The 24,362-nt window shown below is 57.7% G+C and carries 17 protein-coding genes; 6 read left to right on the top strand and 11 right to left on the bottom strand.

Annotated elements, in window-relative coordinates; translation table 11 throughout:
• Window positions 1–20 precede the first annotated feature (20 nt).
• Window positions 21–830, top strand: coding sequence for a peptidylprolyl isomerase (locus tag VG146_16900; protein ID HEV2394033.1), 810 nt, complete (start codon window positions 21–23; stop codon window positions 828–830).
• A 187-nt stretch (window positions 831–1,017) separates the two neighbouring features.
• On the opposite strand, the gene VG146_16895 is transcribed toward VG146_16900, so the two are convergent.
• The gene (locus VG146_16895) at window positions 1,018–1,713 is read right to left on the bottom strand and encodes a non-canonical purine NTP pyrophosphatase (GenBank protein ID HEV2394032.1); all 696 of its coding nucleotides are present in this window, start codon (window positions 1,711–1,713) and stop codon (window positions 1,018–1,020) included.
• A 182-nt stretch (window positions 1,714–1,895) separates the two neighbouring features.
• Here VG146_16895 and leuS point away from each other — a divergent pair, with 182 nt between their 5' ends.
• Complete coding sequence (leuS, locus tag VG146_16890; GenBank protein ID HEV2394031.1) at window positions 1,896–4,679, top strand: leucine--tRNA ligase; 2,784 nt, start codon at window positions 1,896–1,898, stop codon at window positions 4,677–4,679.
• A gap of 172 nt (window positions 4,680–4,851) precedes the next feature.
• Here the strand turns inward: leuS and VG146_16885 are convergent, their stop codons facing one another.
• The 9 genes from VG146_16885 to tilS form a co-directional block, all read right to left on the bottom strand.
• Window positions 4,852–5,184, bottom strand: a complete 333-nt coding sequence (locus tag VG146_16885; protein HEV2394030.1) for a glycogen-binding domain-containing protein — start codon at window positions 5,182–5,184, stop codon at window positions 4,852–4,854.
• A 176-nt stretch (window positions 5,185–5,360) separates the two neighbouring features.
• A complete protein-coding gene (rho, locus tag VG146_16880) occupies window positions 5,361–6,947 on the bottom strand; it encodes a transcription termination factor Rho (protein ID HEV2394029.1) in 1,587 nt (528 codons plus the stop codon).
• Between the two features lie 166 nt (window positions 6,948–7,113).
• The gene (rpiB, locus tag VG146_16875; GenBank protein ID HEV2394028.1) at window positions 7,114–9,279 is read right to left on the bottom strand and encodes a ribose 5-phosphate isomerase B; all 2,166 of its coding nucleotides are present in this window, start codon (window positions 9,277–9,279) and stop codon (window positions 7,114–7,116) included.
• 49 nt (window positions 9,280–9,328) lie between these two features.
• A complete protein-coding gene (locus tag VG146_16870) occupies window positions 9,329–10,324 on the bottom strand; it encodes a S41 family peptidase (GenBank protein ID HEV2394027.1) in 996 nt (331 codons plus the stop codon).
• Window positions 10,325–10,542: 218 nt separating this feature from the next.
• Window positions 10,543–11,883, bottom strand: a complete 1,341-nt coding sequence (locus VG146_16865; GenBank protein HEV2394026.1) for a Gfo/Idh/MocA family oxidoreductase — start codon at window positions 11,881–11,883, stop codon at window positions 10,543–10,545.
• A 186-nt stretch (window positions 11,884–12,069) separates the two neighbouring features.
• A complete protein-coding gene (locus VG146_16860; GenBank protein ID HEV2394025.1) occupies window positions 12,070–13,488 on the bottom strand; it encodes a phosphoglucomutase/phosphomannomutase family protein in 1,419 nt (472 codons plus the stop codon).
• 27 nt (window positions 13,489–13,515) lie between these two features.
• On the bottom strand, window positions 13,516–14,220 hold the full coding sequence (gene rpe / locus VG146_16855) for a ribulose-phosphate 3-epimerase (protein ID HEV2394024.1): 705 nt from the start codon (window positions 14,218–14,220) through the stop codon (window positions 13,516–13,518).
• 283 nt (window positions 14,221–14,503) lie between these two features.
• A complete protein-coding gene (gene ftsH / locus VG146_16850; GenBank protein HEV2394023.1) occupies window positions 14,504–16,522 on the bottom strand; it encodes an ATP-dependent zinc metalloprotease FtsH in 2,019 nt (672 codons plus the stop codon).
• 57 nt (window positions 16,523–16,579) lie between these two features.
• Window positions 16,580–18,031 carry a tRNA lysidine(34) synthetase TilS gene (gene tilS / locus VG146_16845; GenBank protein HEV2394022.1) on the bottom strand — a complete coding sequence of 484 codons (1,452 nt, stop codon included), beginning with the start codon at window positions 18,029–18,031 and terminating at the stop codon, window positions 16,580–16,582.
• A 444-nt stretch (window positions 18,032–18,475) separates the two neighbouring features.
• Here tilS and VG146_16840 point away from each other — a divergent pair, with 444 nt between their 5' ends.
• The 4 genes from VG146_16840 to VG146_16825 all read left to right on the top strand — a co-directional run bounded on the left by VG146_16840 (window position 18,476) and on the right by VG146_16825 (window position 22,983).
• The gene (locus VG146_16840; protein HEV2394021.1) at window positions 18,476–19,156 is read left to right on the top strand and encodes a metal-dependent hydrolase; all 681 of its coding nucleotides are present in this window, start codon (window positions 18,476–18,478) and stop codon (window positions 19,154–19,156) included.
• A gap of 205 nt (window positions 19,157–19,361) precedes the next feature.
• Window positions 19,362–21,119 (top strand): BatD family protein, encoded by a 1,758-nt coding sequence (locus VG146_16835; GenBank protein ID HEV2394020.1) that lies wholly within the window; start codon window positions 19,362–19,364, stop codon window positions 21,117–21,119.
• Window positions 21,116–21,925 carry a tetratricopeptide repeat protein gene (locus tag VG146_16830; GenBank protein HEV2394019.1) on the top strand — a complete coding sequence of 270 codons (810 nt, stop codon included), beginning with the start codon at window positions 21,116–21,118 and terminating at the stop codon, window positions 21,923–21,925. The genes VG146_16835 and VG146_16830 overlap by 4 nt, the downstream gene beginning before the upstream one ends.
• 104 nt (window positions 21,926–22,029) lie before the next feature.
• A complete protein-coding gene (locus tag VG146_16825; GenBank protein HEV2394018.1) occupies window positions 22,030–22,983 on the top strand; it encodes a PmoA family protein in 954 nt (317 codons plus the stop codon).
• A 51-nt stretch (window positions 22,984–23,034) separates the two neighbouring features.
• Here the strand turns inward: VG146_16825 and VG146_16820 are convergent, their stop codons facing one another.
• Window positions 23,035–24,360: a hemolysin family protein gene (locus VG146_16820; GenBank protein ID HEV2394017.1), complete on the bottom strand. Its 1,326-nt coding sequence runs from the start codon at window positions 24,358–24,360 to the stop codon at window positions 23,035–23,037.
• Window positions 24,361–24,362: the final 2 nt, after the last annotated feature.

The following is a 24,362-nucleotide window of genomic DNA, read 5'->3' as shown; positions in this document are numbered from 1 at the left end:
TATTTCTCGCGAGCGCCGGCATGGCTCACGCTGGCACGTTGGCCCAATTCCGCACTCCTTTCGGCGACATCGAAGTCGAGCTTTATGACCAGGACAAACCGGTTACAGTCAGCAATTTCGTTCACTATGTCCAAAGCGGCGCTTATGAGAACGAGTTCGCCCACCGGCTTGTGCCTGGATTCGTGGTGCAGGGCGGTGGTTTCAGTGTCACCAACCGCGGCACGACCAATGCCACCATTGTGCCAGCGCCCACCTACTCTCCCATCACCAACGAATTCGGAGTGGGCCGGCGTTTCAGCAATGTCTTCGGCACAATCGCCATGGCCAAGCTCGGTGGCGATACCAACTCCGCAACATCGCAATGGTTTTTTAACCTGGCCAACAACACCTTCCTCGACGCGGCCGACACCAACGATTTCTTTGTCGTATTCGGTCATGTGGTCCGCGGGACGAATATCCTGAACGAGCTCAACCGTTTTGTGGATTGGAGCGGGCTGGTTGCCCCACAGCAGAACACGAATCTGATTTTGCACCAATACTACACGCCGCCTTTTGACGATCTGCCTCTGCTCCATCCCTACGTGGATGCTACGAATTTCCTCTTTATGGACATTACGCTTCTCCAAGTCGCGGTGAACCCGGTCGCCGGCACGGGGAACCAGATTTCATGGAATAGCCCGTCAGGGATGACCAATGTTGTTGAGTTTACGACCAATTTCCCCGCAGTTTGGCACACCCTGGTGCAAACCAATGGCACTGGCACTCGGATAACGGTCTCGGACGCCACTGGCTCTTCGAGGCGCTTCTATCGGGTGAGGGTTGCGTATTGAGAGGTTTTTGAGAATTCACCAGGACATCTTAAAGGCCGCTAAAAAGCCACTCGAGGAAATCAAGGCGATTGCGCAAGAGGCTGAGGCTGACTCCCTTCATGGAATCGGCTCTGGTTAAGGCGCGATGATTCGAAATTCGGGCTTGCGGACGCGTTTCTCGCGGGCCAACAGGTTCACGGAACCAGCCTCAGATGCGACGAAGAATGCGATCCCTCAGCTTTGCGAGGGCCTTGGCGCGATGGCTGATCTGGTTCTTTATCGCCTCGCTTAATTCGCCAAAGGTCTTTTGGCAGCCATCCGGTATAAATAGCGGGTCGTAGCCGAATCCTCCGGCCCCTTGGGCTTCCAGGGCGATTCGTCCCTCGCAAACCCCCTCGAACAGTTCCGTGGCGAGTTCGAATTCGTTCTCATAGCACACCGGTGAAGCGGGCTCGCGCCGGCTCTTCAGCACCGGCGTGAGCGCCAGAACACAACGAAAACGAGCCGTCCGTTTGCTGTCCGGCACGTCCTTCAGCAATTTCAGCAGCTTGGCATTGTTCGCAGCCGGCGCTGAATTCCCCGCAACGCCGCCGTCCAGGGCTGCGAAGCGGGCCGAATGGACTCCCGGGGCGCCATTCAACGCATCCACTTCCAACCCGGAATCATCCGATAGAACAAATGCGGGGCCGGATGCAGCCCACAGTTCCGTAGATTCGGTCGAGAGCCATTTGGCCAAGGCTAGGGATTTCTTGACTGCGTTTCCGGCAAAAGTGCCGGCATCCTCGCTCACCTCCGGAGCGAGCGGGAAATCGGCCAGTGTCAGAAACCGAAAACCGTCATCCAGGATCAATCGGATTTCGCCGACCTTATGCAAGTTACGCGTGGCAATGAGGAGGAGGGTCATGGCTTTTTTTGCGGTTGAGTATTTCCTATTTGTTTCTCGCAATGAAAAATGGAAAATGATCAATGCACAATGCTCAATTCGATTCATTGAACACCGCTCATTGAGCATTTGCCATCTGCCAATGATTTGGAGATGTAATTCCCATTGTCTGCCCCGCGGCTTTGGGCAATAGTGGCGGGCTTATGGCGGCAGGACGCAGACAATACCCGTTCCACCTGATCGAACCCAAATGGCAGCAGCATTGGGAACGGGAGGCAACTTTTCGCGCATGGAACCCAGGCGAGAAAGTGCCGGCGCAGCATCCTTTTGGCAAGCGCCACCCCGGGACCCCGCCGGAGCAACTCCCCAAGTTCTATATCCTGGACATGTTTCCCTACCCTTCCGGGGCCGGGCTGCATGTGGGCCATCCGGAAGGTTACACCGCAACAGATATCCTTGCCCGTTACAAGCGCGCGCAGGGGTTCCACGTCCTCCATCCAATGGGTTGGGACGCCTTTGGCCTGCCGGCCGAGCAATACGCCATTAAAACCGGGCGGCATCCGCGCAAGACCACGGAGGAGAATATCGCCACTTTCAAGCGGCAGATTCAATCGCTTGGCTTCAGCTACGATTGGAGCCGCGAGATCAACACGACTGACCCGGAGTACTTCAAGTGGACCCAGTGGATTTTCCTCAAGATTTATAATTCCTGGTTTAACCCTCAAACTAACAAGGCTGAGCCGATTGAAAGCCTCCCCTACCCGGCGGAGTTGGAAGGAGAGACCGCGGGGTCTTCCGGCTCTGGGGACGCCTCCAGCCTGGAGGCCAGGCGCCGGGCCTACCGCGATTCCAAACGCCTGGCTTACGTCAGCGAAGCCCCTGTTTGGTGGTGCGAACAGCTTGGCACCGTCCTGGCCAATGAAGAGGTGGTGGACGGGAAGAGCGAGGTGGGCGGGTTTCCGGTCATTCGGAAGCCGATGCGCCAATGGATGCTGCGCATCACTGCGTATGCGGAACGGCTCCTGCGCGACCTCGACGCGATTGACTGGAGCGACTCGCTCAAAGAGATGCAACGAAACTGGATTGGGCGTTCCGAAGGCGCGGAGGTCGATTTCCAGATAGCGGGCATGGAGGAAAAGATACGCGTCTTCACGACTCGCCAGGACACTCTGTTTGGCGCCACGTATATGGTCCTTGCGCCGGAGCATCCGTTACTCGAGACGCTCAGAACCCCGGCTCAGCGTCCTGCTGTAAAAGCTTACCAGGCGGAAGTGGCGAAGAAATCCGACCTGGAGCGCACCGAATTGGCGAAGGAAAAGACCGGTGTTTTTACGGGGGGTTATGCCATCAACCCGGTGAACGGGCTCAAGATTCCTGTCTGGATTGCCGATTACGTCCTGAGCAGCTATGGCACCGGGGCCATTATGGCCGTGCCGGGTCATGACACACGGGATTACGAGTTCGCCACCAAATTCAATCTGCCCATTGTCCAGGTGGTCCAGCCACCCGAGGGAACGGATTGGCACGGTTACGTCGAAGATGGGATTGCGGTCAATTCTGCCAATCCGCAAATCGAGCTCGATGGCCTGCGCACGCTCGAAGCCAAGCGGAAAATTACCGATTGGTTGGAATCCAGACATCTCGGCAAGAAGACCGTTAATTTCAAATTGCGCGACTGGCTTTTCAGCCGCCAGCGCTACTGGGGTGAGCCGTTCCCCATTGTGTGGAAAACGGGGCCGAGCGGTCAGGCTTATCACGAGGCGCTACCCGAATCGGCTTTGCCCGTGCTGCCTCCGGCGCTGGACGATTACAAACCCACGCCTGACGGCCAGCCGCCGTTGGCCCGCGCCAAAGAATGGCTGACCTTGCCGGACGGCTCGAAACGCGAGACCAACACGATGCCCCAATGGGCCGGCAGTTGCTGGTATTACCTGCGCTACCTCGATGCGCATAACGCACGGTGCTTTTGCGGCGGGGAATCTGAAAAGTACTGGATGGCGCCAAAAACCGGTGCCGGGGATTGCAAGAAACAGCCGAATCTTGGTGTCGATTTGTATGTTGGCGGCACCGAACATGCCGTCCTTCATTTGCTCTACGCGCGTTTCTGGCACAAAGTCCTTTTTGACTTGGGGTACGTTTCGACACCCGAGCCGTTTCATAAGCTGGTAAATCAAGGTCTCGTTCTAGGCGAAGATGGACAGAAAATGTCCAAGTCCCGCGGCAACGTGATTAACCCTGATGAAATTCTTGCCGATTACGGCGCGGATGCCTTTCGGCTTTACGAAATGTTTATGGGGCCACTCGATATGACCAAGCCCTGGAACACCAAAGGGGTGGAAGGCGTTTACCGCTTTCTGGGCCGAGTCTGGCGCTTATTCGCGGATGAAAAGAGCGAGACGGAGTTCGAGCAGGCCTCGACGGTCGAGACCGGAAACCCTGCGATGTTGCTCAAGAAAATCAAGCTGAACGGCGCCATTAAAGAAGCCCAGCCGCTCCCGGCTCAGCTTAAGGCGCTGCATGCCTGTATCAAGAAGGTGACTGAAGACCTCGATGGGCTACGGTTCAATACAGCGATTTCTGCGCTGATGGTCTTTATCAATGAGGCCATGACTTGGGAGACGAGGCCCGCGTCGGTCTTGCGCGACTTTTTGATTCTGCTCCAGCCATTGGCGCCTCACCTGGCCGAAGAACTTTGGGCCAAGCTGCACACCACCCCCTTTTTCTCAGGCGCAACGCCGGTTCTCCCGCTGGCTTATGCCCCCTGGCCCAAATTCAATCCGGCCTTATTGGTGGAGGATACGCTCCAGATTCCGGTGCAGGTCAATGGCAAGTTGCGCGATGTCATCACCGTCCCCGCCAATGCTTCCAAGGCTGACCTGGAGAGGGCGGCAAAGGCCTCAGCCAAGGTCCTGCCTTTCATCGCTGGCAAAACTGTGCGAAAAATCATTATCGTTCCCGGGAAACTTGTGAACCTGGTGATGGGGTGAGGCGGAGCTTCAGCTCACGCTCCGGTTGGGGCTGGCCCAAAGCGCCAGAGGACTGCCACAGTCCACAACGCATCGCGCAGACCGCGCGAGAGGGGCGCGTCAGCGTCTTGGACCGCGGTGGTCCTCACAAAGAGCCCCTTTCTTCGGTTGTTCCGGCCGATGAAGGCGGTCTCTAAACCACGACAACCGAGTTAGTGCTGCCAAAGCCGTTGGCGACCGACTGGCGGGCATTGGGATCGCTGAGCCATTCGCCATCCACCACAAATCGATATTCATAGCGCCCTGGTGGCAACCAGACAGTGGTTTTCCAACCACCATCGGAGTCCTTGCGCAAAGGGGTGCGTTTGGAATCCCAACTATTAAAAGTGCCAGCAACCGACGCCGAGGTCGCACGAGGCATGTCCAAGGTGAACTCGACAGGTTTTTCGGCGGGGCGTTCGCTGGCGCGACCGGCTGGCGCGACCGGGCGGGCAACAGTGCTGGAGCGTGCGTGTCTGGGCTGCATAATTAAAGTTGGCTATGATAAAACCGAACCGGTTTCATTCAGTGATAAACTCAGTCAAAAATTACTTTATCACAGGATGCCGTTTCGCTCGAATGGGGTGTTTGGCCCGTTTGGTGGCGGGACGGAAACGGGCCGTCTCGGCGCCTTTGCTCCTCTGTTCGCTGCTGTGAATTAACCTAACCCACGGCCATGGACAGCAGGAACTCGATATTGCTGCCAGTTTTCTTGAGCTTGTTCAGCACCAGCTCCATAGCCTCGACCGGTGGCACGCCAGTCAAAGCCCGGCGCAGGATGACCACCTTGTTGTACTCATCCGGGTGGTAGAGCAACTCTTCTTTGCGCGTGCCTGAGCGCTCGATGTTGATCGAGGGGAAGATGCGCCGATCGACCAATGCCCGGTCCAGATGCACCTCCATGTTGCCGGTGCCCTTGAACTCTTCGAAAATCACCTCGTCCATGCGCGAGCCGGTATCTACCAGGGCCGTGGCGATAATCGTCAGCGACCCCCCCTCCTCGATATTACGCGCGGCGCCGAAGAAGCGCTTGGGTTTGTGCAGCGCATTGGCGTCCACGCCGCCGGAGAGGATTTTGCCCGAGTGGGGCTGGACGGTGTTGTAGGCGCGGGCCAGGCGGGTGATGGAATCGAGCAGAATGACCACATCCCGTTTGTGCTCGATCATGCGTTTGGCCTTTTCGCTGACCATCTCGGCCACCTGCACGTGCCGCTCAGGGGGTTCGTCAAACGTGGAACTGATAACCTCGGCCCCGCGGCAGCTCCGTTCCATATCGGTGACTTCTTCGGGCCGCTCATCAATCAGCAGGATGAACAGGTAGGCCTCGGGATTGTTCTTGAGTATCGCATTGGCCAACTTCTGCATCAGAACAGTCTTGCCAGTCCTCGGCGGGGCGACAATCAACCCGCGCGTGCCCTTGCCGATGGGGCAGACCAAGTCCAAAACACGGGTCGAGAGTTCATCCGAGGCGGTCTCGAGGATGAACCGTTTGTTAGGAAACAACGGGGTCAGATTATCGAAATGCGTCTTGTCTTTGGCCTTGTCGGGGTCCTCCTGGTCCACCGCTTCGACCTTGAGCAGCGCAAAAAACCGCTCCTTCTCCTTGGGGGGCCGAATCTGGCCGGCGATGAGATTGCCGGTTTGCAAATCAAACCGCCGGATTTGGGACGGGGATACGTAAATATCCTCCGGGCAGGGCAAATAATTAAAGCTTTGTGAGCGCAGGAAGCCGAAGCCCTCCGGCAGCACCTCGAGAACGCCCTCCGAAAAGAGGACTCCGGCGCGTTCGGCATTTTTTTGCAGGATATGGAAAATGACCTCATGCTTGCGCATTGTGCCGAAGTTCTCGACAGACAAGTCGCGGGCCATCTGGTTCAATTCCGGCATGGACATGGACTGCAGCTTGGCGATGTTCAGCGAAGTCGCCGCGATATGGTCCCGGTCGTCTAGCGAGCGGTGTTCGCCGCCCGGCTGGCGGCCAGCTTCTTCTGGGCTGCGGGCGGGCGCGGGCCCCGCGTCTTGGGAAGGCTCTGAGGGCCGCTCGCGTCTTCTGGGCGGCTCGGGCCTGGGCCGTTGGATGTTTTCTTCGCGGCTCATCTCGACGGGCGCGGTCGGGGGCTGCAACTCTTCGGAAGCCGGGGGTTCGGCAACGGCCATGGCCGTAGGCGCCGGTTCGGTTGGGCCGTTGGGCCCGCCAACCAGAGGTTCCTTTGGCCCTTTCATTTTGGGCTTCTTCGTGGCTCTTGGCATAAAAATCAATATAAACTCAATTTCAGATTTTGTTGCAGCGTGAGACCCGGACAGATCGTCACGAGGCTGGTTGTTCCTGCTCCTGATTGGACGTTGTAATGCGGAATCAGTTCAAATCGGGATTGAATCGACTACCGGGAGCAAACCACAGGGTAGTTGCAATCAGTCAGTAAGGCAAGGGAAACCTTGCGGTCAGTTCACCAACACGTTGGCGCACCTTGGCCGTTGTGTCAATGTTCATAATGTCCAAAAGCACCTCGCTAATCATATCGGCAATTGCGGCCATCTCCGTCTCCTTCATCCCGCGAGCAGCCACGGCGGGGGTGCCCAAGCGGATGCCGCTGGCCTGGAAAGGCGAGCGGGTCTCGAAGGGAATGGTATTTTTGTTGATCGTAATGCCGGCCAGGTCCAGCGCGGCCTGGCAATCCTTGCCGGTCAACCCGCGGACCCCCACATCGATCAGCATCAAATGGTTATCCGTGCCGCCACTCACCAGCCGGAAGCCGTTGTGTTTCATCCCTTCGGCCAGCGCCCTGGCGTTACGAACGATTTGCTCCTGGTATGCCTTAAAGGAGGGTTGCAATGCCTCATGAAAGCAGACGGCTTTGGCGGCGATCACGTGCATCAATGGGCCGCCCTGAATTCCGGGGAAAATCTGCGAATCAATTTCTTTGGCGTATTTTTCTTTGCAGAGCACCAAACCGCCTCGGGGGCCGCGCAAGGTTTTGTGTGTGGTGGTCGTGACGAAATCGGCGTGGGCGACCGGGCTGGGATGAAGGCCCGTGGCAACCAGCCCGGCGATATGGGCAATATCGGCCAGCAAATAGGCCCCCACATCACGGGCGATTTGTCCCAATCTGGCAAAATCGATCAGGCGCGGGTAGGCGCTGGCCCCGACGGTAATCATCCTGGGCTTCTGCTCCCGTGCCATTTGGGCCAACTGATCGTAATCAATGCGTTCGTCATCCTTGCGCACGCCGTAGTGGATAATCTCGAAAAACTTGCCGGAAAAATTTGCCTTGTTGCCATGCGTCAGATGCCCGCCGTGTGTCAGGTCCATCGTCAGCATCCTGTCGCCCGGCTTGAGCATGGCAAAATAGACCGCCATGTTGGCGCCGCTGCCCGAATGGGGCTGCACGTTGCCGTGCTCGGCCCCGAAAAGCGCCTTGACCCGGTCCAGCGCGAGTTGCTCGACCACATCGACGTTTTCGCAGCCTCCGTACCAGCGTTTGTGGGGATAGCCTTCGGCGTACTTATTGGTTAGGACCGAACCCTGGGCTTCCATGACGGCCGGGCTGGTGAAGTTTTCGCTGGCAATCAGCTCAATATTCTCCTGCTGGCGCTGGCGCTCCTGATTGATTGCAGCCGCAATTTCCGGGTCAATGGCCTGCAAACGTAAATCAACGGGAATGATTCTGGTTTCCATTTTACTTAAACGGCGTTCGTGGCGGCCGCCTTCGAATTTTGCGTTGAGAAAGGCATCCATAATGCGCGCCGCCTGTTGGGGACCGGTGCTTTTGCCGGCCAGGCACAGGATATTGGCATCGTTGTGACGCCTGGCCTGCGCCGCAGTTTGCTCATCCGAGACCAGGGCGGCGCGGACGCCGGGGATTTTATTGGCGGCCATGCTCATGCCGATACCGGTGGTGCAGATGAGCACACCGAACTCGGCCTGGCGTTGCAGAATGCTTTGGGCGACGGCTCGTGCGAAATCCGTGTAGTCGCACGATTCCTTGGAGTTTGCTCCAAAATCCACCACGCTCAAGCCCTGTATCTGGAGGTGCTCCTTAAGCGCCTCCTTCAACTCATAGCCGCCGTGATCGGCTCCCAGGGCAACCGCGGCCGGACGGCCTGTGGCCACCTCGGGGATAGGCTGGCCCTGCTCGAGAAAGCGCAGCAAGGACGCTATCCCCTGCTCAATCTGATCCCGGCAGTTCAAATAAACATCATAGGAACCGCCGATGGGATCGCTAATGTCTTTTTCAAATTGGTCGAGTGTTTCGTCAAATTCCCTCAGCAAAAAGGTTTTCTCGGCCGCAAAGGGAAAAAGAAGCATCACCGTATCGATATGGCTGTGAGTCATGCCAAAGATATAATCGGCCTGCTGCACCAGCTCAGGGGTCAGCATCCGGCTGCGCTGGTTCGAGATGTCGATTCCCAATTCCTTCACCGCCGCTACGGCATGCGCGCTGGGAGGCTGCCCCTCCAGCGCCCCAAGCCCCGCCGAAATCACCCGATAATCGCCCCGCCCCTGAACGGCCCGGCGGAAAATGCCTTCGGCCATGGGGCTGCGGCAAACGTTGCCGGTACAGACGAAAAGGACGTTTCTCATCTCGATTTGCTGAACTTGGGTTGCCCTGCCAAAATCGTCAACGCGGAAATCAGAATCGCGATTGGCGCACTAATGCCAGCCCTTTCAATAAATCCAATGCCCTCGCCAGGACCGGGTCGTGGACCAAAGGCGGTTCGGCTTGACTATTGGCCGTGGCCGGCAGCTCGGAGTCCAAACCATCTCTGCGCTCTCGCACCAGCTCCGCTTCATTCAACCGCACCCGGCGCACGCGGTTAGTCGTGTCTCTGGCTGCGGAAAGGCCGCTCCCGGCGATCCGATTGGTCCTGGAAATCTCTTTGAAGGCATCGGCATAGTAGGCCTTTTCGTCCGGGGCGCTCACCTCGACGGTGATATCGGGCTGGAGTCCCTCCGGGGAGATTGCCGAGCCGTCTCCGAGCCGGATAGGCCCGGTTGCAATACGGAGTTGCTGCCCATTGTTCAAGGGGTATTCCTGGGCAATCATGGCCTGGCCGGCAGTGCGGCTGCCCAAAATCAGCCCGGCGCCTGCTTCCCGCAAGACCGCGGCCAAAACCTCGGCTGCCCCGGCGGTTTTACGGTTGACCAGGATCGCCACCGGAACGGTCAATGCCTGCGGGTTGGGTTTGGAAATCACCACGCCATTGCCCCAATCCATCAGTGGCTGTTCATTTTTAATCAATAATCCTGCGGCATCTGCCGCCGAGGCGTAATCCGTGCCGCCGGCATACCTAAGATCAAGCACAAGACCTTTGAGTTGATTAGTTCCGTGCCCTTTCCAACCATCCTGGAGCGCGCCCGCCAGCCCTGTCCCTATCTGACTGACACGCAGATAACAGATCGGACCATCGAACAGGTTGGTTTGAATGACTAATCGGCCTGATTCAGTTACCACGCCCGGGCGGCCAGCTAACGAGACCTTTGGGCTCAGAGCCGATACGAGCGCTTCGACCGCCGTTCGGTCCAGGTCTTGTGGAGTGCTGCCTGCAAGGTGCTTTTGAATTAGACCATAGACTTCATTGAAATCCGGCGCCGGGGCAGTCTCCGCCCCGCGAGCAAGGAAGAGCACCAGGCAACCGAAAAATGTCAACCAACGTAATCCCAAAATGATCATGCCTGCCTACCATGCGCGATGGACGCTCGAAAGTAAAGCAGGACAGGGAGGCTGCCGAGTTCGCGTGACACCCCCTCGGCATTCAAGGACAAGAATATCTTCGTTTTTGATTCAGCGCTGAAGGTTGGGTAAAGGTCATGTCTTAACGGGAAAGATGTTGGAGCATTTAGCAGCTATACCGGCTCGGGATGCACCCAAGGCGCGCGATAGGTGCGGCTTAGAAGACGGTTGGCATCTTCATCGCCGGCAATTCGGCCACTCGCCGGGTCCCACGCCAGACTGCGCTTCAACTTCATCGAGAGATTGGCAAGGATGCAGGACGCCGTCGAAATGTAGCCCTGTTCGATATCGGCCACCGGCTTGCCGCGAGTTGCAATACAGGCCAGGAGGTTTTTCATATGCCCGCGAATGGCTGGGGCGACATGCCGTTCCAGGTCCTTTTCGGTCCTATCCTCGGGATATTGCTCGAACTCATAGGTGACGTCTTTATGCACCGGTTGTCTGCCGTTTGTGGGAATGAAATCGTAGCTCATGACACTCGCCTTCAGCGTCCCTTTATCGCCGTAAAAGGTGGCTGCCCACGGATATTTCGGGTCGGGCGCATCGCCCCAGGTGCGGTGCTGCCAGACGATCTGCAGGTCGCCAAAATCGAACGTGGCCGTTTGGGTGTCGGATATGTCGGCTTTGCCGCCTTTGCTCACCAGGATGCCGCCGGATGAATCGACGGTTTTTGGCCAGCCCAAATCGAGCATCCAGCGGGCCATGTCGAACATATGGATGCACATGTCCCCGACGATGCCATTGCCGTATTCCATAAAGGCGCGCCAACCACGCGGATGGATCATTCGGTTGTAGGGCCGCATCGGGGCGGGACCTGTCCACATCTCCCAATCCAAATAGTCCGGCGGCGCGCTATCGGGAGGGTTCTGGGAGGAGCGCATGTGGTAATAGCAGCAGATTTCAACCAAGGCGATTTTGCCGAGCTTGCCTTCTTTAATAATGCTGTCGCGAGCTTCGATCAAATGGGGTGTGCTGCGGCGTTGGGTGCCAACCTGGACAACGCGCTGGTATTTGCGGGCGGCGGCGAGCATCGCCTGGCCCTCGCGGATGTCCACGCTGATCGGTTTCTGAACATAAATGTCCGCCCCGGATTCGACTGCCGCGATCATCGCCAACGCATGCCAGTGATCGGGTGTGGCAATGAGCACGATGTCGAGGTCCTTTTCCTTGAGCATCTCGCGGTAATCGGAGTAAGTCCGCGGCTTTTTCTTGGAAAGCTGGCGGGAGGCGACGATGTCGGCGGCCTCAGCCAGCATATGCTTATCGACATCGCACAGCGAGACCACCTCGACGGGGGCGACTTGGATTAAACGTAATAAATCGCATTTGCCATACCATCCTGTCCCGATAAGGCCCACGCGCTTTTTCTGGTCTGCGAATTCAGCGGCATAGCTGCCCAGCGAGGACAAAGCCAAACCTGCGGCCCCGAGCTGAAGGAATTTCCGGCGGTTCATGGAATGGTTTTAGGTCCAAGCGCGGTCAAAGGCAAGAGCATAGAGAATCCGGTGAGACACGAATTTTCACTAATTAACACGAATTGTTTCGAAGCCCACGGTAGCGCAAGGGCCCATTCACTTGGCTACAAGACGCAATTCCGCCCTTCCGTGCGAATTCGCAAAATTCGTGTCACGACCTAATGGCTAGACCTTGCGCGTGAGTTCCACCCCTAAGGCTAGCAATTTCTTCACATCCGCGCCCGTAGGGGCCTCCGCATAGATACGCAGGATAGGTTCAGTGCCGGAACCGCGGACCATCAGCCAGGAGGTGTCTTGGGCGATAAACTTCACGCCGTCGTAAGCTTTCAGCTCGGCCAGGGGAGAGCAGAGCAGTTTGGCGGGAGGATTCCTGGTCAGGAATTCCATCAACGCGCTACGCTGTTCGAGCGGAAATTGAGCATCGATGCGGCCATAACGGTGCGGACCAAACTGCCGCTCAAGGCGCGCGATCAATCGGTTGACCGACACCCGTTCGGTCGCCAGCAATTCCAGCAGCACCAGGCCGGCCGCAATGCCATCTCGCTCGGGGATATGCCCGGGGAACCCTATCCCGCCGCTCTCTTCAGCGCCGAGCAATACACCGCCCTTAATCATCTCTGCGGCGATATACTTGAAACCCACCCCAGTCTCGCTCAACTCCAGCCCATACGCAGCGCACATCTTATCCACCATCGAGGTCGTCGTCAGGGCTTTGACGACCCGTCCCTTGCCCTGCCGGTTGGCGACGAAATGATGCAACAACAGACAGATGACCTGATGGGTGGAGAGGGCCCGCCCCCGGCCATCCATGGCGCCGACCCGATCAGCATCCCCATCGGTGACAAGGCAAATGTCATGAGGATGTTTCCTCAAGAACGCCGCGCTGCGGCCATAATTCTTTTCAATCGGCTCGGGGTTAATGCCGCCAAAGAGCGGGTCGTGCTGGCCGTTCAAAGTTGTGACTCGGCATGTTGTGCCGGCCAGGAGTTGCTCGAAACACCCGGCGCCCACACCAAACAGCGCCTCATGGGCAAAACGCAATTTCGAGCGCGCAACGAGTTTAAAATCCACCAGTTTCTTTAAGGCGGCGAAATGCGCCGGGCGCAGGTCCTTTATCAAGATTTTACCTGCCTTAATAGCGGCGCTCAGTTCCAGGGACTGAACCGGATTGCGGTCCAGCAGTGCTTCGATGGCTTGGCATTTCTCTGGCTCCTCTGAGGCGCCGAAGTGAGATTTGAGTTTAAAGCCGTTAAAAATGGGGGGATTATGGCTTGCTGTGATCATGACCCCGCCGGCAGCGCGCCGGGTTTTTACGGCGTAGGAGACCGAGGGCGTAGGTGTTGGGTCCGGCACGAGCAGCACTTCGAAGCCATTGCCTGCGAGAACCTGGGCCGCGCGCCGTCCGAAGTGATCGGAAAGAAACCGGCGGTCAAAGCCAACCACCACCCGCTGGTCAGTGCCGGAAACAGGATTTGCCCGCCAAAAATCGGCAGCGGCCTGCGCGACGCGCTCGACGTTGGAAAAGGTAAAATCCTCGGCGATAACCGCCCGCCACCCATCCGTTCCAAATTTGATCGTTGCCATTGCGCGAATGCGGCAGACCGAGGCAGGCTAGGCCGGCTTAGGGTTCAGGACGTTGACCGGAGAAGAATCCGAGACTTGCGCCGCCTCTGCCGCTTTGCGCATTTTGCGAACAGCAGCGGCGAGATTGCGATGCTCAAAGAGGGTTGTGCCGCTGATGAATGTGTCGGCGCCGGCATGGGCGCATTCGGCGGCGGTTTTGAAATCAATCCCCCCGTCCACCCCGATGTCGAAGCGCAAGCGACGGTCGCGCCGCCAGGCATGGGCCTGCTGAATCTTGGGCAACATCTCGTAAATGAATGCCTGCCCGCCAAAGCCCGGATTGACGGTCATGATGAGGAGGGCGTCGATTTGGTCGAGGAACGGCTGCACCATGGCGATGCCGGTTGGCGGATTAATGGCCAGGCCAACCTTTCTGCCCAGGGCTTTGATCCGCCAGATCAAAGATGTCACCTGGTCGCCGAGCTCAATATGAATATTCATCTGATCGGCGCCTGCCCGGGCAAAGGGCTCGAGCAGAATCTCCGGCTTCGAGCACATCAGGTGTACGTCAAAGAACAAACGGCTTAGCGGACGAACGGTCTTGACCACAGCGGGTCCGAAGGAAATGTTCTGCACAAAATGTCCGTCCATGATGTCCAGGTGCAAGCGGTCTGCCCCGGAGCGATTGACCCGTTGAGTCTCTTTGGCCAAACGCCCAAAATCCGCTGCGAGCAACGAGGGCGCAATTATCATCCCGATACGCTAAAGAGAACCGGGGCGGTTGTCGAATGGGGAATAAACTCCTTAGCCGCCGGGGCCCTCCTGGCCTCTTCCGGCCCTGGTCCGCGCGAAGCGTCGTGGACTGCGCCAGTCCTCGGGCGCTTTTAGGCCGCATGTTGCGTAAAGCTGCACTCTCACGCCCGGTGGCATTGAATTGGGCAGGCGAGTTTAGAATGAAAGGACATCCAAAAGCGGTAGAGGACCATCGCAGTCTATGACTGCTAGCGCGCCCTCGATGGTTGGTCCGCGGACCCCTTTACACCGCTGCTGGCGCTGGCGTGCCCAAACCGGGCAGGTTGGGCTTGGCGGGCTTGCCAGGCGGCTCGGGCAAGGGCGTTCCGGCAGGAGCGCCCAGTGGCGGCTGGACATCGGGCATGGGCGGCGGCGGGGTGAACTTCCCGGTCTGCACAATTTCATGAACCTGGTCGCCGTCGAGTGTCTCGTACTCGAGCAAGGATTTGGCAATCAGCTCGAGCTTATCCCGATTGGACACCAGCAGGTCCTTGGCCGTTTTATAGGCTGCGTCAATAATCCGCTTCACCTCGGTGTCGATTTCCTGCGCGGTAAACTCGCTGTAAACCTTGGCTCGGGAAACCTCGCGTCCTAGAAAGACGAACTCATCGTCATCTCCATATTGCACCATGCCGAGTCGATCGCTCATCCCCCATTGGGTGACCATGGCACGAGCCATGTTCGTGGCCTGCTGGATGTCGCCCGCGGCCCCGCTGGAAATATCACCCGAGATGATTTCCTCAGCGATACGGCCCGCCATCGTCACGGCTATCATGTCCAGCATCTCCTTGCGGCGCCGGTTGAGGATATCATTCTTAGGCAGCGACATGGTCGAGCCGAGCGACTGGCCGCGCGGGATAATAGTGACCTTGTGAAGAGGATGGGTGTGTTCGAGCAGGACATTGACCAGGGCATGACCCGCTTCGTGCCAGGCGGTAAACTTCTTGTCTTCATCCGTCATCGCCAGGCTGCGCCGTTCGCGTCCCCAACGAACCTTGTCGCGCGCCTCTTCCAATTCTTCCATGCTCACGGCCTTCTTGTTCTCACTCGCTGCAAGCAGGGCCGCTTCGTTAAGCAAATTCGCCAATTCGGCGCCAGAATAACCCGGGGTGCCACGAGCGATCACCGACAAATCGACCGCCGGCGAGAGCTTCACGTTTTTAGCATGGACCTTGAGAATGGCCTCCCGGCCGCGCACGTCCGGCAAATTAACTGTGACCTGCCGATCAAATCGGCCAGGGCGCAGCAGCGCCGGGTCGAGGACGTCAGGGCGGTTGGTTGCCGCAATGATAATAATGCCCTCCTGCGTATCGAACCCATCCATCTCGACCAAGAGCGCGTTGAGGGTCTGTTCGCGTTCATCGTTGCCGCCACCCAGGCCATGGCCACGACTCCGGCCAACCGCGTCGATTTCATCTATAAAAATCAAGCATGGGGTGTTCTTGCGAGCCTGTTCGAACATATCGCGCACGCGGCTGGCGCCCACGCCGACGAACATCTCGACGAAATCGGAACCGCTGATGCTGAAAAAGGCGGCGTCGGCTTCCCCGGCAATGGCCTTGGCCAGCAAGGTCTTACCCGTTCCGGGAGGCCCAACCATCAGCACACCTTTTGGAATACGCCCGCCCAGGCGCTGAAACTTTTTCGGGTCCTTCAGGAACTCCACCAACTCGGAGACCTCCTCGATGGCCTCATCGATACCGGCGACATCTTTGAAGGTGGTCTTGTTGCGCTCCTTGGCCAGCAACCGCGCTTTGCTCTTGCCGAAGCTCAGCGCGCCTTTGCCTGCCATTTTGATCTGGCGAATAAAAAAGAACCAAATCAGCGTGGCGATCAACACGATGGGCAACACACTCCAAACCACGCTCAAGAGCATGGTATTGGGCTCGTGCGGTTCAAAGCCGTCGTTAAGGAGTTTCTCCTCCATTTTGGGGGTCAATCGCACTTTGGCGTGGAATGGCGCCTCGACCTTGTGGTCCCCCTCTATTTTCATGTATTTGCCCACGACCTCCGTGAGGGAGGCGCTTTGGGGCGGGCTGTAGTTAATTGTGGCTTGGGTGATCAGGTTCGATTCAACCAGCCGTTGAAAAGTGGCTTGGCTAATCGCGTCATTGGGCGAATCCATCCGCTCCTTGAAGAGCATCAGAAGAATGATGCCGCCAAAAATTGCAATCCAAACAATCCAAGTACGGGGCGGTACTCGAAACTCGCCGCCCTTTCGGGAATTCTTGTCGTCGTCGTTATATTTATTATCGTCTGCCATCTTAAAATCAGTTGCGCATAAACTACCATCTCCACCCCAGGGCCGCAACCGCCTCAATTAAAGCCGTCGCCAAGTCCAATGCAAGCGGCGAATGGTCTTGGCCGTAAGCTTAAACCGTTCCGTTACCCTTTGGCCCTCAACCCAAAACACTTCACCCAGAGGCGTGGTAGCCACAATTAATCGGTGGCGCTCTCCCTGCGGCACCTTACGGTTGGTGAGAAAATCCTGGAGTTTTACCGAACGGGGCATGCCAATGGGCTGAAAGCGGTCCCCAGGCAGCCAATGCCGCAGCAGAACCCGGCTGCCAACCTTTTCCGCATCGAAGAACTCACGTCCAGTCAATGACTTAGCCACTCGGCCCGGCGCGCCCTCCAAGACCTTCCATGCCACGTTTAACCCCTCAAAAACAATCCGTCCAGCCTTTCCCAAGCGCACTTCCAGCTCGCTGGTGTTGCTAAATGGCCTTGCCGCATTTTGCACATGTAGAATGCCCTGTTTATCTCGCACGACCGCGCTCCGTTCGGGGACGCCTATTGGCTTAGCTTTTGGCGCACCCGCTCTTCCGATGGTGATTTTTTTTTCGGCGGTCAAACGCAACTGTTCGACCAGATCAAAGGCCGGCGCAATGTGGTGTTCGCGCAATTGCAGTTCAAGACAGCGCCGCTGAACCGCGGCGTGCAAGTTCTCAAAGGGGATTGGCTCTCCTTTGAGTGGGGGACTTCCACGCGGTCGATCGCCCCTAATCGTGCGCGTTTGTCGTAACCACTGCTGCGCCCAAGCCGAGATGAAGTCCGCTTCGGCCCCAATGATGGAGGCAACGCGCAGCAAGGTCCTATCTACCGCGGGCTGGTACTTGGTTCGCAGAAACGGGAGCAACTCATGGCGCACTCGGTTCCGGGCGATATCCAGACATGCATTCGTCGCGTCTTCCCGAAACCGAATTCCATTTAGCCGGGCATATTCACGCAACACCGATTTGGGTTGATCGAGGAGCGGCCGGACCAACTGGACCTTTCGGTCGCTCGGCGATGGGCTTCGCCATCTCATCCCGGCAAGGCCTTCGCCGCCGCTGCCCCGCAGCAGGCGCAGCAGGAAAAGCTCGATTTGATCGTCAGCATGGTGGGCCAAGGCGATTGCCCTTGCCCCCACGCGAGCGGCGGCACCGGCCAGGAAATCATGGCGCAGCTTGCGTCCCGCCATTTCCATTGAGATTTTTGCGCTTTTTGCAAACCCGGGCACATCGGCTGACTCGACCACAGCGCGCAAACCCAAGCTCTGTGCCGCGCGGCAAACCAGCCGCTCATCGGCGTCGCTGCTGCGGCCCCGGAGCCGATGGTTCAGATGGCCAACGATCAGCCTCCATCGATTCTTTTGGGCCAGGGTGTGAAGAACTGCAAGCAGTACCATCGAATCCAGGCCTCCTGAAACAGCCACCAGGACGGAGTCTCCACGGCGGAGCAAACCCTGATTGCGGATTGATTGCGCAACGCGCTCGGCAAGGCCACTCACCCTCTGATCTTATGAGAGCCTGCCAGGGAAGCAAGAGAGAGATTTGAGGAGCGGGATTTGATTCTTCGCTGGCAGCCGGTGTGCAATGAGCTTATCGAGAGCTGACGCGAAGCCCTTTGGCTTTTCTGGCGTTGGTGTCTTTGCGTTAATCGTTTTCTTGAGATTCTGATTTAAACGCAAAGACGCCGTGGAACACTGCAGGCCCAGAGCCGAACCAATCGGCAATGGCGATGCTCGTCTGTAGGAGGGATTCCTTGTGTTCGGTTTGCCAAACGGAAGAATTATAATAAATTGCGGGGGCGGGCGAGGAATCGGGAAGAAATGTTAAAACAGGCGCTACCAGCGTGTTTTGAACATGGCTTGCTCCCTCTCCTTATCGTTCTTGTCCTCGATTCTTCAGGGCCTTCAAAAACGGGGAGGAGAACGAATGGCGGCAAATGATATATGAAAATCACTTACTATGGGCATGCGTGTTTTGCGGCGCAGGTTTCTGGCCGAACGCTGCTGTTCGATCCGTTCATCAGCGGCAATGAACTGGCCAAGGCGATCGATATCAAATCAATTGCTGCTGATTATATTCTCATCTCGCATGGTCACCAGGACCACATGGCCGATGCCGCCGAAATTGGCCGGCGGACCGGCGCCACACTCGTCTCGAACTATGAAATCGTTCAATGGTTCAGTAAGCACGGCCTTTCCAAAGGCCATCCACTCAATCATGGAGGAGGCCACCCATTCGATTTCGGACGCGTCAAATTCACCAATGCCATTCATTCCAGCAGCCTGCCCGACGGCGCCTATGGCGGAAATCCCGGCGGCTTTCTTGTCGAAAGCCACGAAGGCAATTTCTACTACTCCGGCGACACGGCCTTGACCATGGATATGAAACTGATCGGCGAATCCACAAAACTCGCCTTCGGAGCTCTATGCATTGGAGATAACTTCACGATGGGCGTGGACGACGCGGTCAGGGCGGCGGATTTTATCGGCTGCCACGAAATCCTGGGATTGCATTACAACACCTTTCCTCCAATCCAAATTGACCAGAAGGGCGCTATCGCAAAATTCAAGGCGGCCAGCAAAAACCTGGTTCTGTTGCCACCAGGTGGGAGCCATACCTTCTAATCCCCCCTGGCGGTTCCCAACCATTCCAGCAGCACCTTTGCCCGAACAAAATGGGCGCTGAATTGTCCATATAGAAGCGCTGGAAAACTTGCGCAGCGCCGCGCGGTTAACCGAGAATGAACGAATATTGATGTTTGTGTTACGTGTCCATGGCATGAGAGCCAGGAGTCCTTCCGCCTGGTGGAGGTGGGATTTGAGACTGGCGATGGCGCTTTGCCTTTGCCTGATGATAGTGATTGGCGCTGATGCCGCCACGTTCACCGCCACCCTCGACCGCGACACCATCACTCTGGGAGAGAGCGTTTCATTGTCACTCACTTTTGAGGGAGGGACGCCAAGCCAATTGCCGGGGTTGCCAGCGATCCCCAACCTGCAAGTCGCAGGGTCCGGCACCTCGATGTCCACCTCCTTTATCAATGGGCAGTCCACATCGAGCACCAGTTACAATTTCATCGTCACTCCCAGCCAACCGGGCAATTATACTATTCCGGCCTTGGCTGCCAATGTCGGTGGCCAAAAACTCACCACACAGCCTTTGGTGCTTAAAGTCCTTAAACCGACAGCTCCGCCGCCGGACGTTGCAAACTCAGGCGCCCAGGACGCTTTCCTGAAACTCGTTCTGCCGAAGAAGGAAGTGTATGTCGGTGAAACGTTCACCGGCCAGATTGAAATCTATCTGGCCAGCCGCGTGCTGGGGGTCGGCGCAATCCAGCTCACCGGGTTTCCTGCAGACGGGTTCAATGTCGGCAAGATGATCGAAGGCCAGCGCCGCTCGGTTCAAATCAATAATGGCGTCTATACCGTCATTCCTGCCTTTGTGGCGCTCAAGGCCATTAAAGCCGGGCCGCTGACCATTGGCCCTGTGACCTTCAACCTCGTGCTGGAACTGCCCTCAGCCAATCGCCAGCGCGATCCTTTCGATCCTTTCGGCTTTTTCGGCAGCCGCAATGAGCAAAAGCAAGTTGCCATTGCATCCGATGCCATGGCGATGCAGTCCTTGCCACTGCCCCGCGAAAACGTTCCCCCCTCCTTCAATGGGGCCGTAGGCAACTATTCCCTCTCAATGACAGCCGGACCGACCAATGTGGCTGCCGGTGACCCCATTACCGTCAAAGTCCAAATCTCAGGCCACGGCTCCCTGGACTCGCTCCTGCTGCCCGAGCAACCTGCCTGGCACGATTTCAAAACCTATCCTCCGACTGTTAAAGTCGATACGGTAGATAAGCTGGGCACCCAGGGAACAAAAACTTTCGAAGAAATCATCGTCCCGCAAAATGCCGAGATTAAAGAGCTACCGCCGATTTCATTCAGCTTTTTTGATCCTGACCAGAAGGCTTATCGGACGCTTACGCATCCGGCGTTGCCGCTCCTGGTGCGGGGGGCGGGAGCTGAAGCGGCGCCGAGCTTCTTAGCCGCCTCGCGCGGACCCGAGGATAACGCGCCGCCAGCGCAGGGCATCGTGCCAAACAAACAACGCCTCGGGACGGTTGCGCAACTGGAGCCGCCGTTGCTTAAGCGAGGTTGGTTCCTGGCGCTCCAAGGGGTGCCCTTGCTCGCATTGGTTTCAGCCTTTGTGTGGCGTCGGCGCGCCGAGAAACTGGCCAACAACCCCCAAATCAGGCGGCGCCGGACCGTCAGTCGAAGAATTCGCCACGGGCTCGAGGAACTGCGGCAACAGGCTCAACAGAACCAATCCGAGCAGTTCTTCGCGACTCTTTTCCGCCTGCTGCAGGAACAATTGGGCGAGCGGCTTGATCTGCCTGCCTCGGCCATAACGGAGGCGGTGGCCGAGGAACGTTTGCGCCCGCAAGGTGTGGGTGACGAAATGCTTGCCCCGTTGCAGGAGCTGTTTCAGGCCTGCAACCTCGCGCGGTATGCCCCAATCCGAACCAGCCAGGAGTTGACGGCGATGATTCCGAAAGTTCAGGACGTTCTCCGGCAATTGCAGGAGCTCAGGTTATGAACGGCTTCAACAACCGCCGTAATGCGGCGCACTCCAGACGCTCCTCCCCGTTCGGGCGCTCCTTCGCCGCCCTGTGCATCTGCGCCTTGAATTGCTGGGCCGTGTCCTTGCAGGCTGCCCCTGTTGAGATTCCCGATGCCACGTTTGACGCCGCCAACAAGCTCTATGAACAAGGCAAGTTCACCGGCGCGGCGGCAGCTTTCGAAAAGCTGGCTCAATCAGGCCGGGTGTCTGCCGCTCTTTATTTTAATTTGGGCAACGCCTTTTTCAAAGCGGGCCAGCTCGGGCGCGCTATCCGCGCTTATGACATGGCAGAGCAAATCAATCCAAGAGACCCGGACCTGAGGGCCAACCTGCAATTTGCGCGCAACCAGGTCCAGGGACCCACCCTGGCTCCCGGCTGGCAGGAACGCTGGCTGGATAAACTCTCTCTCAATGAATGGACCTGCCTGGCGGCAGGGGCGGTTTGGGTTTGGCTTCTGCTGTTAAGCATCCAACAGTGGCTGCCGCGCGCCAAACCGGCCTTGCGGGGATGGATTCCACCGGCGGGTCTCGCCTCAGGTTTGCTGTGCGCCTGCATGGCTGTCGTATGGGCGCGCCACTCCCGGCATGAGGCCATTGTGGTTGCGCGCGAGGCCGTCGTGCGCCAGGCGCCTCTTTTGGAGGCCCAGACTTCTTTCAGCACTCATGACGGCGCGGAACTGCGCGTGCTCGATTCCAAAGGCGACTGGCTCCAGGTCAGCCCTGACCCGCAGCGGATTGGATGGGTGCGCAAGGACCAGGTCCTCCTGGCGCCGGGGGCCTAAAGGCTCACCTCCGCCTCATGAAGAATTAGCATTGACCGGGCCTGCGGCGCTGGGTCAAAGTCGTCGCTATGTTAAGAACGGTTTTATGGTGTATTGGAGCTGGCTTGTTCGCAACGCACCTGAGCGCCGGGACGAGCCAGGGCCTGACTCCCGCGCAATTGGACCAAGGCGTCCAAATCAAGCAGTTGTCAGATAGGTTGCGCATTGAAATCGATGGCCACCTGTTCACCGAGTATCGGTTTAAAGACGTGCCGCGGCCCTACTATTACCCTCTCATTGGTCCCGGAGATTTGCCCATGACCCGCAATTGGCCAATGAATGACGCGCCCGGCGAGCAACACGATCATCCTCATCACCGCTCACTTTGGTTCGCCCATGGCAATGTGAACGGCCACGATTTCTGGTCCGAACAGAAAGGTTTTGGCAAAATTGTTCATGATGGCTTTGCAGAGACGATATCGGGCAGAAAGGAGGGCGTGATCAAATCTCGCGATAAATGGGTCACTGAAGACGGCGTTGTCGTTTGCACGGATGAAAGGACACTGCGAATTTATGAACCAATCAGTCCTGCCGAGCGCCTCTTTGACTTTGAAGTCACGCTCCATGCCTCAAATGGCGACCTGACCTTCGGTGATACGAAGGAGGGGACAATGGCGGTGCGTTTGGCCGCTACCATGCGGCTCAAAGGCAAAGTCGGTCAGGGGCATATCGTCAACAGCGAAGGTGTCCGAGACGATGAAACCTGGGGCAAGCGAGCCGATTGGTGCGATTACTACGGCCCGGTCCAAGGCCAAACAGTCGGCATCGCCATTTTCGATAACCCGCACAACCCGCGGCATCCGACCTGGTGGCACGTGCGCGACTACGGCTTATTCGCCGCCAATCCATTCGGACGCCACGATTTCGAGAAATTACCGAATAAATTAGCCGGAAACCTCACGATCCCCGCCGGCCAAAGCGTCACCTTCCGCTACCGCTTTTACCTTCACCAAGGTACTGAGCAGGAGGCAAAGGTGGCGGAAAAATACAAAGAATACATCACAGCAGAAAAACATTAAAAACAGTCTCTCAGCCATAACAATTCAGTTAACAGCAGCACGTCTGAATGGTTACGGCTCAGGTCTTTTAGAAACGCGCAATCGGGCGACGCGCATTCCATCGGTTTCCTTGACCTGCAGGTCGTAGGACCCCGCCTTCAGCACATCACCCGGTTTGGGAAAGCCCCCCAAGCGGTGCGTGACCCACCCGCTCACGGTTGTGATGCCTTCCTGGGCCAAAGGCGCGCCCACCAATTCCTCGAGTTCGTGCAGCGGCAGTGCCCCGGCGGCGTCCCAGATCGAGTCGCTGACCCGCACCAGCAACGGCTTTTCCTGATCGAACTCATCCTGGATTTGGCCGACCAGTTCTTCGAGAATATTTTCGAGCGTAATCATCCCCACCGTCCCGCCGTATTCATCCACCACAATGCCCAAGTGCAGTTTGCGTTCCAGAAACAGGCGCAGCAGCTTTTCCAGATGCCCCACCTCGGGGACATAAATCAGTTTGCGGGCAACCGGGAGCAGGTCTGCCCCGCTGCGGACCTTGAAGCGCATGGTAAAGAGGTCTTTGATGTGAATCACGCCGAGCGTTTTGTCCAGGTCGCCCCCTTCGCAGAGTGGGAATCGGGAATAGCGGGTCTTTTCTGCCACATCCAGGCATTGAGCGATGCTGGCCTCGGTATCGAGGCAAACGATTTCCTGGCGTGGCCGCATGACCTCGCATGCCAGGCGCCGTCGCAGGTCCAAAGCGTTGAGAAAAATATCTCGCCCCAGGTCGCCGCCGCCGGCCCGCCCTTGGAAGCTGCTCACCAACAGGCGTAGTTCCTCTTCGGACTGAACCCGTTTGGTTTCGCCAACGATGACAATGCCAGCCTGGCGTAATATCCATTGGGCGGTCAGGTTCAGCAGCCGGTTCAAGGGATAGGATGCCAGATAGAACACGCGCAAAGGCAGGGCAATCCGCAGCGTAAGCGGCAGCGGATATTGGATGGCCAGCCATTTTGGGGCAAGTTCCCCGGCGCTGATGTGCAGAAAAGTCAGTGCCGTAAACCCGACGGCAAACGCAATCGAATGGCGGACTGCCGGCGACTCGACGCGCAACCAGACCAGAACCGGCGAGAGCAGCGCCAAAAAGACGGGCTCGCCCGCCCAGCCCAGGCCCAGGCTGGCCATGGTAATCCCAAGCTGGGTGGCGCTCAGGTACGAGTTCAGGTTGGCAATGATCGACCGGGCCACTTTCGCCCGCCGGTTGCCCTTGATCACCAGCATGTCCAACTGCGTCTCGCGAATCCGCGCCAGCGCAAACTCCGCCGCGACGAAGAATCCATTGACGCTCACCAGCCCCAGGACAAGCAGGACCTCCCACAAGATGGTCAGAAGATTCGCGGCATTCTGCATGA

The organism is Verrucomicrobiia bacterium, assembly GCA_035946615.1.
GTDB lineage: Bacteria > Verrucomicrobiota > Verrucomicrobiia > Limisphaerales > UBA8199 > DASYZB01.
Note: the sequence above shows the minus strand (reverse complement) of the source record. Positions and strands in the feature narration are given on the sequence as shown.